Here is an 11,967-nt window from a genome sequence, read left to right on the forward strand (position 1 = left end):
TCACTGCCGTTTCTCTGACCGAGGTAATACCCGGATGTATAGCCAGTACTGGCGCCTGCACTTACCGGAGCGCGGCCGCGCAAATCGGGCACGGCAAAGTTACTTGCGCCATCACCGCCATAATAGGTTTGGATGATCGAAAATAATTTATCCCACTGATCAATTCTTAGTAAACTGCCGTCGCAAAGCGCCCAGCCACGGGGGGCAAAATCGCCTGCAAACATTCTGATTTCGCCAATGTAAGGTTCCATAATAATAAGTTTTAGAGTTTAAATTAATAAGTTAGTTTTAGGGTATGATTTAGTTTATTTTGGTTTAATCGGTTGGTAAATATATGTCATTATATCAATTGAAAAATTTCATCTGTAGTTAACAATTACCATGAACATCAGCTTAATTATTAATAGTTTATAATAATATATCATTGGTTAATTTATTTACAAATGCCGGTGGGTTGCCATTATCACAAAGCATTATTATTGCTACCAGGTTATCTTTAAGCAACGCATCAACACATGTAATAAAATCGTTACTTTATTTTTCTTTGCTTTTGCATTGCATTACAAATGTCTGTTATAGTTAAAAGGTAGCATAGGGTATAATCAGCTTTTTTAAAGGTGTTTTTTAGGGTAAAAAAAGGTTTAATATAGATGTTGTGTTTCTACACATAATTAAGCACTTTCGGTAAACTTAAATAACAACATCATGATCAAAAAAATTACCCTAATTACCCTGGCTTTTGCCGCTATTGGTTTTAGCTCGTGCCAGCAAAAGCAGCAAGCCGATGTCAGCACTGATAAAATCGGCATTAACATTGATACCTTAAGCCTTCAAACGGCGCTGAGGTATGTAAAAAACTACAGAAAAAATGCCGGCACGGTTGATTCAGCCTTCGCTGATGCGCAAGCCGTGGAGAGGACCTATAAAGGATCAAACACCAGGTGCATTTGGTTTAGTGCCAAGAGGCTGCGGGCTCTTGCTGATACTATAATAAAGGAGGGGGGCGATGGCGTTCGTTTTTACCTGGCTACTTATGACAAATCTTACTCCGAAGATTTTAAGGGCGGCCATAAGCCTGATAAACAATACTGGGGTTATAATACATTAGTAATGGTATCAACAAAAGACGACAGCACTTCAGGCAAGATAATCCATCAGGATTACTACGGCAAAAAGCCGCAACAGGGTCAAAATGGTGGCCAGCAAGGTTTTATTGTCGGCACTACCCCCGAAAATCGCGGCGAACAATGCCCGCCACCGGCTACCTGCAAAGGTGCAACCCTATTGCTATTAGGCAACTAAATCAATTAAAACAAATGATGTTCATCACCATAAATACCGGGTGTGAATTTATATGCTTCCTGGCTGCCCTTATCTTTTTAATAAAAGATAAGGATACAGCCTGGAAGCTGTTTATCCCATACCTGCTGCTAACCTGCCTTGTCGAAATTACCGGTGTATACATGCGTAAAGTAGCACACGTGCCTAATTATAACCTGTACAACGCTTTTTTAATGTTTGAATGTGGCGTTACCAGCTATACATTTTATAACTTATATAAACCGTTTAAAAATACAGGTAAATGGCTTATTGCCTGGTATGTATTCTTTATAGCGATGTGCACAACTGAGCTGGTGATGACCCATTTTAAAGCATTTGTTTCCATAACGGCAATCGTTATGTCGGTTGTATTTGTACTGGCAAGTCTGTATTATTACTATCTTAAACTGATGGATGAAAACTTTGAGCGRCTTTCATTTTCGGCACCGTTCTGGTGGGTGAGTGGCTCATTGTTTTTTTACTTCGGCAGTACTACCTGCAACATATTTTTTGATTACCTTTCAAGCTTAAAACCTATCAATAACCAGCTTTCCATACGGTACTATATCTTTATTTTACTAAACATAACACTATACTCTTTTTGGTCATACGCTTTTTTATGCAGATATCTTCGCAGGAAATCATCTTCCTGATAGGGTTAACTTCCCTAATTTTTTTAATTGCCCCCCTGTTCCTCATCATTTACGTAGTTTCATACAACCGTAAAAAAAAGAAACACCAGGAGGAGAAGCTACTGCTGCAAAAAACATTTGAGAATGAGTTACTTAAAACCCAGATAGAAGTACAGGAGCAAACCCTTAAAACCATTGCTTACGATCTGCACGATAATATAGGGCAGTTGTTGAGTATCACTACCATCACCCTAAGTTCCATCGACCTTGACAATAAGGACAAAACGGCCGAAAAACTGGCTTTTGTTGAAGATCTTACAACCCGGTCAATCAAAGAAGTAAAAGCCTTGTCGCGCCTGTTACACGGTGAAGAACTGGTAAACCGCGGACTGGCCGCGGCTATTGAATTTGAACTGGAATGGCTGCAGCGATCAGACAAGTTTAAGATCAATTTCGACAAGCGAAATTTCAACACATTTAATGCCGATAGCGGTAAAGAAACCATCCTTTTCCGGCTGTTCCAGGAGATTATAAATAACATCATACAGCATGCCAAAGCAACCGAAATATTTATAACTTTAGAGCAGATTGAAAATTCATTTAAGTTAACAATCCGCGATAACGGGAAGGGTTTTGATGTTGAAGAAAGGCTGAAACGAAAAAACGGGATGGGCCTGCACAACATCACCAAACGCGCGGCGATGATTAATGGTGAAGCCTCCATCAACTCGGCGGCCGGAAACGGATCTGAAATTATTGTAACCATACCCTACTAAATATTGATGTACGCTGATAAAATAGATATAGCCATTGTTGATGACCATACCCTTTTCAGACAGGGCCTGGTGAGCCTGCTTACCGATTCGGGCAAAATTAACGTGATCTTTGATGCCGAGAATGGCCAGGATATGATCCAGAAACTACCGCGCCATCCCCTGCCCGAAGTGATCCTGATGGATATTACCATGCCGCAGATGGATGGATATGAAAGCACTAAATGGATTAAAGAAAAGCATCCCCAGATTAAAGTACTGGCCTTAAGTATGTTTGAGGAAGACAAACCCATCATCGGGATGCTAAAAAGCGGCGCCGGCGGCTACATGCTTAAACAATCCAGGGCATCCGACCTGATTGATGCTATTACCGGTATTGCTAAACAATCGTTTTATATTAATGAACTTGTAAGCGGGAAACTATTACGCAACATACAAAACAGCCAGCCTATAAATGCACAACAAATAGAGGTAAATGCCAACGAGCTGAAGTTCCTGGAGCTATGCTGCAGCGACCTTACTTACAAGCAAATTGCAGATATGATGAACCTAAGCCCGCATACTATTGATAACTACCGCGAAGCGCTGTTTCAAAAGTTTGAAACAAAATCAAGAACCGGGCTGGTGATAGCGGCGTTGAAGCAGGATTTAATAAAGATATAGGTGGCCTCACCCTGCCCCCTCCAAAAGGGAGGGTTCCGGATTTTTTTTTAACTTTTCTTTTAAAGTCCTTTCCTTTGGGGAGGATTTAGGTGAGGCTTTTCCTTTAGGCAGGGCAGGTGAAGCATCTACTCTATAAAACTCCCGTCTCCTCTCCTTTTCATTCTTTGACCACGGCGCATTGGTGTGCCGCTCCATTTTTGGAGGTTTAGTTTTGCGCTAAACATAAAATAGCGGCTTTGCGCATTACTGAGTGTGTTGGTTACCGAGTTTTCGGTTGTAACCTGGCTAACAAAGTTATTTTGCTTTAAAATATCAAATACCTGGAAAGTAAGGGTGAGATTACGACGCTTAAAAAACTGCTGTTCAATGTAAGCGTTAATAACCAATGGGTTGCGGGTAAGGTTCTGCGATATCCCTTTTACAAAGTTTTTATTGGCGCTGTAACCAAAAGTAGCCGTGCGCCCGGTAAGGAAATAAAATTTACCATCGATAGCCAAAGCGGTGGTACTGATATTGGTATTTACCGAGTGGGGCAGCGTGAAATATGATTTGGCCACATCATAGGAAACGTATGGGTTAATTTCTACCGATTCGCTGGGATTTATTTGCGGGCCTAAGCGCTCATTAAAGTGCCAGGTTGTGGTAAAGTTTTGCACGTTGTTACTCATTGCTATGCCATGCCCATAATTGATGGTACCATTAAGCGAGAGGTTATATTTCCTATCGTCCAGCTGTTTCGAAATATTGTAATTGCCACCAATGGTATAACTGCCATTTAGGTTAATATAGCGCGTTTCGTTTTTTAAGGCGCCAAGGGTGTCGGCTATCTGCACCGTATTAGTAACTATCTGATTTTTAATAAAGCTTACGTTGGCATTGGCCGATACATTGAATTTTGAATCGACTATGTAATTATTGTATTGCAGGTTGATGGAGTTACGGAACGATGGCTTTAAATTGGGATTACCTACAACCGGGTTTTGCGGGTTTGACTCATCGCGCACAGGCTGAATCTGGGTAAATGAAGGTTCCTGGGGGCTACCAGAATAGTTTACCGAAAAACGTTCCTGTTTTGACCATACGTACTGAAAACGTGCTATCGGGATCAGGTTAAAATTAGTGCGATGCGTACTTATCACTCCACCGGTTACTTTTGTTCCATCCAAAACGGTTGGCACACCGGTTAAGCCTATCGATACATTGTATTTTTTTTGATTGATGCGATAATTAAGTGCAAGGCGGGTTTCGGTAAATGAGTATTTAAAAACGTTACTCAATGAATCGACAAGGTTGCGTTTCCCTAACGAATCGATATTAAAGGTATAGGCCTGGTTATCATAGCCGCGCGAATTTACCTGCGCGTTAAACTCCAGTTGTGATACATCATTCAGCGGTTCAACATAGGTAAAACTTGTCCTGAAATTTTTGCTCAGGTTGCTCCGGCTGATATGGCGGTTTACTAACGAATCTTTTAAAACGTGATTGGTAGAATCCTGGTAGTAAATAATGTTATTGTCCTGCTCGTTAACAGTTTCATTATCCGACCTGTTGTAGCTTACCTGCAACGACAGGTTGCGCTTCGGTTTTTTAAACAAATGCTGATAAAACACAATAGCCCCCCAACTGGGCACGGTATTATTGCTGCCCGTTAATCCCAAAATATCCTGATGAATAAGGCCGGTTTTAAAACTTTGAGATGTGTTTGTTGAATTTACACCCGAGTAACTAAAACTGGGGGTTACTTTTAAGTAATTGGCACTATCAATATTATACTCCAGCTCCAGGTTTATATTATGGGTTTTGTTATTATTTTGCGAATTGGAGTTCCTGATAAAGTTAGTAGTACCCAGTGTACTGAACTGCTGCCCATCGCTATGGTTAATGGAATTTACATCCCTGAAATTATAATTATAACTGGTATTGATCTGGATCTTTTTGGTTAGATAGCTGCGATAGCTGATGTTAGGACCACCTGTTTTTGTTGTTCCCCCGCTTCCGCCTCCACTACCGCCGGTAACACCGTTCACCGTATTTACAAAGCTTCCGATGAGCCCTATCTGCTCGTTACCATTCAACCGTTGAAAAAACAGGCGGGTATCGTACCTCTCATCGCTACCAGCGCCGGCAGTTAAACGCCCTGTATTCCCTACAGATCTATCGGCCCTCGTGGTAATGTTCAATACCTTTTGAGGGTCGCCGTCTTTGATGCCCGTACGGGCTGCCTGGTCGCCGTAATCATCGATGATCTGTACTTTCTCCACAATATCGGCTGGCAGGTTTTTAATGGCCTGTGCTACATCGCCACCTATATAATCCTTACCATTTAGCCTGGCCTTTACCACTGCCTGCCCCTGGTGCGTTACTGTACCATCTTTGGCAACTTCAACGCCTTCCATTTTTTTAATCAGCTCATCAACAGTAGCATTAGGACGTACTTTATAATCACTGGCGCGATATTCAACCGTATCGGTTTTGTAGGTAATACTGGGGCCTCCGTTCACCACAACCTCCCCAAGCATATGCGATTGCGGTTTTAAAATAAAGGGATCAAGCGATAAGCTGCGCGATTCATCATTGTTCAGCATCTTACGGATAACGGACTGATAACCAACACTGGTAACCGTTATTACAAATGTGGCCGATTTAATTTTCCTGAGAACAAATTTACCCGTTGGGCCGGTAATGGTAACCACACTATCAGTAGCTGATACCAGTTTTACGGTTGCCCCTTCCATCTTTTTATCGGCAGTATCTTTCACTACACCGGTAACCTCCCTGAATGGTAAAGGTCCTTTTTGTTCCTTGGGCCGCCGCTGCTGAAAATTGCCATAATTACCACCATTTCCATTGCCGCCTCCCCGGCGGTTTTGGGCATAGGATATGCTGGCAAGCGCAATCATAATTAGCAGGAATACAGGTTTTTTCATGGTAAGGCGGATACAGCAGGGTCGAATCTTAAGTTCTAAGTCGAAAGTCTTAAGTTCTGAGTCAAAAGCCTTCTTGGCCTGAGACTGAAGACTTAGAACTTAAGACTTGTAAACTTGACATTAATTTAACGCGTCTGCTAAAATACAAGCCCGCAACGGTTTATTTTAAACTGTTGCAGGCTTGTTACATAACATCCTTGTTACCTGATCTCGTCCAGCTGCAAAACTACACTTGTTCTGCTGCTGTTGACATCGGGGTTGATGCCAACGGTCATTAGAAAATTGCCGGTAAAGATAAGATCATCACCTAAAGAGGATTTGGAGCCAGGATAAAGATTGATCTCTTTAACCTGGTATTTTTTCTGCGGATCGAGGCCTTTTAAACGGACAGGTACCTTTGTACCTGCATTATAACGATTGTTAACCAGGTAGTTAAACACCACGGCTTTTGATTTGGCATCGTTAACGTACATGATAGATGCGGCATCATTATCCCATGGACTTTGCAGGCGGTATTGGTCACCATGCCATATGGGTTCTTTAAGGTTATCATAGTTTTTAAGCGCATCATGAACGTATGAAAGATCCTGCTCACTTAGTTTACTTACCACAATGTCGAACCCTAATTTGCCCATCATCGCTACATCTGTACGGAATTTGATCGGTTGTTTACCCCAATCCGTAACGTGATTTGAGCTGGTAATAGCCGGATAGAAATATGAGTATTCCCATTGTATGAAAACCCTTTCCAGCGGTTCGGTATTATCGCTTGGCCAAAACTCGGTGAAATATTTTAGCGCGCCATAGTCCACACGTCCGCCACCACCTGAGCATAACATAAGCGGCACCTTTGGATACTTCGCCCTTACCCGTTCAAGCACCTTATATAACCCTCGCACATACTCAATATACAAATGCGACTGATTTTTCTTTAAATAAGCCGAATAAGCATTATAGATCACCGCGTTACAATCCCACTTGATGTAAGCCAGGTCGGGATTTTTGGTGAACAGATCATCAACTATCCCATAAACAAAATCCTGCACCTTTGGATTGGAAAGATCCAACACCAACTGGTTACGGAAATATTTTTCGGGACGGTTTGGTTGTTTAATTACCCAATCCGGATGTTTGCTATATAATTCACTTGCCGGGTTAACCATTTCCGGCTCTATCCAGATACCAAACTTTACACCATTGGCCTGTGCTTCCTTAACCAGCGAACTGATGCCATTTGGCAATTTTTGCTTATTTTCCTGCCAGTCGCCCAATCCTGCGACATCGCCGTTACGCGGGAACTTGTTACCAAACCAGCCATCATCCAGCAAAAACAAATCGACACCTAATTTTTTGGTATCCTTTAATAATTGAGCCAGTTTACTTTCATTAAAATCAAAATAGGTTGATTCCCAGTTATTAAGCAGGGTAAGTCTGTCGCCTTCGCCATTAACAATTTTATATTTGCGGGCCCAGCGCTGTAATTTACGACTGGCATCACCTTTACCATGATCCGAGTAGGTGTAAACAAATGCCGGGGTGGTAAATTCCTCGGCAGGTTTAAGGTGATATTCTGACGCGGCATTGTTCATACCGGCTATCACCCGTAAATTATCAGAAACATCCAATTCCAGGTCAATCTTAAAATTGCCCGACCATTCCAGCGCGCCCAGCATTACTTTACCTTCATCCTCGGTAGCCGGCTTATCCACAGATACCATAAACATAGATGGTTCATACAAATTGGCCCGGGTGCCTAATTTGCTATCTATAGTTTTAATACCGTGGGTAAGCTTTGCTTCTTCCGGCTGCATTTCAACGGCCCAGTTGCCATGGTATTGCTTCAGCCAGAAGCCGTTACCCTTTAGGTTAAGATTTGCCGACGCGAATTTATTAAGTGTTACAATCCCCTTCTCGCCATGTTTAATAACCGACCATTGTTCGGTAACATCCTCTTTAAAATAGGTTTTGTAATACAGGGTTACCTCAAAAGGATAAACGGGGTCTTTCAGGTTTACGGTTAGTAAACTGATATCGTCGGCAATTTTTGTAATCTTATGGCTTACATACGCCAGGTTAAGTGATTTATTACCATCAGCATGCGTAACGGTAATGGCAGGCTCGGCCAGGCTTGCCGAGCCTGATGGCATATAGGCATCATTGAGGATGCCCGAGTCATCAGCCTGCCTGTACATTTTCAGGATCTGCTCATACTCTTTTGCATTGCTCAGTTTGGCGCCAAAATAAACCATTTTAAGGTTTTTATTGGCATCCGTTTGCAACACTAATGCGTTGTTTTGTGTTTCTACCGGGATAGTTACTGTTTGGGCAAAACTGCCGGCTGCCAGGAACATGGTACTGATAAGCGCCCCGCTAAAGGGTACTATTTTGTTTAGGAACTTCTTTCTCAATTTACAGGTTATTTAATAGATACAAATAAGGTTATTTTTTTCGATTTTACTTCCCGAACTCAAATTTATATAATGCGGCATCGGCGGCATTAAGCTTTGCAGGGATATCTGTATTGTTAGCCTGCAATATTTCGGCAACACGGTACTTTTGATCCGAAAGACCTAATCTTTTTGAATCGAGCGCTAACTCCTTTGGCTTATCCGAATAATTAAATACAGCTACATTTGAAAGTATGATCACTTGAAAGACTAAAATCAGTTTATAAAATATTTTCATTGAATTTATTTTTAGGTAGATTAACCTCCACGATAGCGATGGGTTTGAAACCATCGCTATGGTGGAAGCGTAAGTAGTGAAGCGATTAGCTTATTTTCTCAGCCATTACTTCTTTTATAACTCCGTTAACCTTGATCTTCACTTTGCGCGGTGCGGTTGATGTAACCCGGTAACTAATTACCTTTCCATCTTTCCATTTAAAATCTACCGTAAAATTGCCGCGGGCACGTAAGCCTTTTACATCGCCCGATGCTTTCCAGCTATCGGGGATGGCGGGGATCAGGTTGATATAACCCTCGTGGCTCTGGATCAGCATTTCGGCAATACCGGCAGTTGTACCAAAATTTCCATCTATCTGAAACGGCGGACCGGCGGATAACAGGTTTGGATAAATACCGCCACCTGCGCCATAGTTAATACCGGTACTTGTGGTTGGCTTCATGATCTCGGTAAAAAGCTTATAAGCCCGGTTACCATCGTGCAGCCTGGCCCAGAATAATAATTTGTAGGCGATAGACCAGCTTGGGCCATCATCACCACGTACATCCAGTGTTTTCTTTGCGGCTTCGGCCAGTTCGGGTGTGCCATCTGCGGTAATCTCTGATGCCGGGTAAATACCATATAAATGTGAAATATGCCGGTGCTGGGGTTCGGTCTCTTTGTAATCTTCCAGCCATTCCTGGATGCGGCCATCTTTACTGATGATGCCTGCAGGAGGAATTTCTTTCAGCCTTTTTTTCAATTGGGCACGAAAGTCAGCGTCAACTCCCAAAGTTTCTGATGCAGTAATTACATTGGTAAACAGCTCATGCATTATCTGGTTTTCAAAGGTGGCGCCAATGCAAATACTGGCATGATTACCGCTGCCATCGGGCATTACAAAGCTGTTTTCGGGCGATGAAGAGGGCGCGGTAACCATGTAGCCGCTTTTAGGGTCTTTTACAAGGATGCTGTTATAAAACTGTGCCGATCCCTTTAAAATTGGATACACGCTTTTCAAAAAGTTTTTATCATTAGTAAAAGCATAATGATCCCAAATGTTGCTACACAACCAGCCCGAACCTCCTTTGGTAACGCCCCAGGATGCGCTTTCGCCGGGTTCTGTCCATCCCCACACGTTGGTAATTACATGGGCTACCCAGCCATCGGCATTGTAATAAGCTTTGGCAGTGCGCTCACCGTTTTTCACCAGGCCGCGCACCAGCTCCACCAGCGGCAGGTTTAATTCTGATAAATTGGAAACCTCAACCGGGAAATGGTTCATCTGCACGTTCACATCCAAATGATAATCTCCATTCCATGGGGTATGCACTTCATTGGCCCACAGCCCTTGCAGGTTTGGCGGCAATAAGCCAATCCGCGTGCTGCAAATGCTTAAATACCGACCAAACTGGTAAAATAAAACCGGCAGGCCCTTATCATCCGCAGGTGCTTTATGAAAGCTGATGAGGCGCTGATCGGTAGTTTCGGCTGAATTTTTGTCGCCTAAACTGATACTTACCCTGTTAAACAGCTTTTGGAATTTGGCTATATGCTGCTGCTTTTGCAACGCATATGGTTTTTTCATAGCCGCAGTTAAATTCCGCTCCATTTTTGTTTTAAAACCGGCGCTTTTAAAATCGGTAGTTGCCGAAATATAAATGATAACCTCGGTAGCGTTTTTTACCACAAGACTGTTGGCCGTATAGGTTAAAGTACCGCCGGTAAGCTTTGCTTTCACATTGGCAATGTATTGCATGCCGTTACCATCGGTACCATTATCAAGCCGGCCGGCCATTTGCAGGGTATTGCCAATGGTTGTGGTAACTGAGCGTTCCTGCCGACTGAGCCCGATGCTAAAATTAAGCTGGCCGGGTTTATCGGCAGTTAGGCGAATCATGTCTACATCGTCGCCAAAACTKGTAAAATAATCCCGCCTGTAGGTTACGCCGTTAATGGTATAGGTACTTTTAGCTATCGCGTTATCAAGAGATAGCTGCCTTTTGTAACTGGTAAATTTTGACGCATCGGCACCCTTATAATCAAATTCCAGGTTCAAATCGCCCAATGTTTGGAAACAACCCCATTGTTTGCCGCCCGAACCGGGACCTTTGCACACAAAATCCTTGTCTATCAGTGCTTGTGCCTCTACGTTTTTACCAGCTAATAAAAGCTCCTTTATTTGGGGCAGTTTTTTGTAAGCATCATAATTATTTGCATCCTGAGGTGAGCCCGACCATAGGGTAATATCGTTTAACACAATCTTTTCCTTACCTACTCCCCCATCCGGCATCATTCCAAGGCGGCCGTTACCAAGCGCCAGTGTCTCCTCCCACCTTGAGGCAGGTTTATCATAATGCAGGGTAAGCGGCTTTTTTTGTGCAAAGGAGACTGTAGATGCTAATAAAACAACTAAAACAACCGTTATGGCCGGTATATTTTTTTTAAAATTCATCAGCTTATATTATGATTTTATTACAGGGATCTCCATTGCGTTTACATCCAGCTCCAAAACTATTACCGAACAGCTTTTATCGGGCAAAGTAGCCGGCAACTCTATCTTATACCCCTTGCTATCCGATTTAATGGCAACCGCGTTACCGTTAAGGAAATATGATTTCAGGACCTTAGTATTAGGTAGCAAAGGGATGTTCAGTGTACTATCTTTCCTTTGAAAAACATTAATATAGATCTTGTTTCCAAGGCGGGTAGCTCCGTATTCGGCAGTTGGCAGGTATGGACCGCCCTTAGTTCCGTAAACAGCCTCGCCGTATTGTTTTAACCAGTTACCCATCTCTTTTAAGCGGGCTACCTGCCTGGCTTCCATATGCCCGTCCATCGCCGGACCAACATTAAACAACAGGTTACCATTGCCGGATGCCGATGTTACCAAAGTTTGGATGCATTGCTTCAGCGATTTCATACCATCGTTTGGTTTCCAGGCCCATTGGTTACAAATGGTGATGCAGCTTTCCCATGGTTCGTCCA

At 42.8% G+C, this 11,967-nt stretch carries 10 protein-coding genes; 4 read left to right on the forward strand and 6 right to left on the reverse strand.

The window, feature by feature from the left end:
• A partial coding sequence (locus AC1DPZ_RS14555; protein WP_477404555.1) for a phage tail protein occupies nt 1-251 on the reverse strand: 251 nt, incomplete at its 3' end.
• A 454-nt stretch (nt 252-705) separates the two neighbouring features.
• Between AC1DPZ_RS14555 and AC1DPZ_RS14560 the strand changes: the two genes are divergently transcribed.
• From AC1DPZ_RS14560 to AC1DPZ_RS14575, 4 genes are read left to right on the forward strand one after another with little or no spacing between them, the layout of a single operon-like run.
• On the forward strand, nt 706-1,302 hold the full coding sequence (locus tag AC1DPZ_RS14560) for a hypothetical protein (protein WP_477404557.1): 597 nt from the start codon (nt 706-708) through the stop codon (nt 1,300-1,302).
• A 14-nt stretch (nt 1,303-1,316) separates the two neighbouring features.
• Nucleotides 1,317-1,973, forward strand: coding sequence for a hypothetical protein (locus AC1DPZ_RS14565; RefSeq protein WP_477404559.1), 657 nt, complete (start codon nt 1,317-1,319; stop codon nt 1,971-1,973).
• Nucleotides 1,940-2,728, forward strand: a complete 789-nt coding sequence (locus AC1DPZ_RS14570; protein ID WP_477404561.1) for a sensor histidine kinase — start codon at nt 1,940-1,942, stop codon at nt 2,726-2,728. The genes AC1DPZ_RS14565 and AC1DPZ_RS14570 overlap by 34 nt, the downstream gene beginning before the upstream one ends.
• A 6-nt stretch (nt 2,729-2,734) precedes the next feature.
• Nucleotides 2,735-3,388: a response regulator gene (locus AC1DPZ_RS14575; protein WP_477404563.1), complete on the forward strand. Its 654-nt coding sequence runs from the start codon at nt 2,735-2,737 to the stop codon at nt 3,386-3,388.
• 125 nt (nt 3,389-3,513) lie between these two features.
• Here the strand turns inward: AC1DPZ_RS14575 and AC1DPZ_RS14580 are convergent, their stop codons facing one another.
• The 5 genes from AC1DPZ_RS14580 to AC1DPZ_RS14600 all read right to left on the reverse strand — a co-directional run.
• A complete protein-coding gene (locus AC1DPZ_RS14580; protein ID WP_477404565.1) occupies nt 3,514-6,315 on the reverse strand; it encodes an outer membrane beta-barrel family protein in 2,802 nt (933 codons plus the stop codon).
• Between the two features lie 200 nt (nt 6,316-6,515).
• Nucleotides 6,516-8,723 carry an alpha-galactosidase gene (locus tag AC1DPZ_RS14585; RefSeq protein ID WP_477404567.1) on the reverse strand — a complete coding sequence of 736 codons (2,208 nt, stop codon included), beginning with the start codon at nt 8,721-8,723 and terminating at the stop codon, nt 6,516-6,518.
• Between the two features lie 46 nt (nt 8,724-8,769).
• The gene (locus tag AC1DPZ_RS14590) at nt 8,770-9,000 is read right to left on the reverse strand and encodes a hypothetical protein (protein WP_477404569.1); all 231 of its coding nucleotides are present in this window, start codon (nt 8,998-9,000) and stop codon (nt 8,770-8,772) included.
• A gap of 85 nt (nt 9,001-9,085) precedes the next feature.
• Nucleotides 9,086-11,434: a glycoside hydrolase family 95 protein gene (locus tag AC1DPZ_RS14595; RefSeq protein ID WP_477404571.1), complete on the reverse strand. Its 2,349-nt coding sequence runs from the start codon at nt 11,432-11,434 to the stop codon at nt 9,086-9,088.
• Nucleotides 11,435-11,443: 9 nt separating this feature from the next.
• Nucleotides 11,444-11,967, reverse strand: a 524-nt coding sequence (locus tag AC1DPZ_RS14600; RefSeq protein ID WP_477404573.1) for an alpha-L-fucosidase, incomplete at its 5' end; no start/stop codon positions are given.

This window comes from Mucilaginibacter sp. P4_G9, from assembly GCF_056400985.1.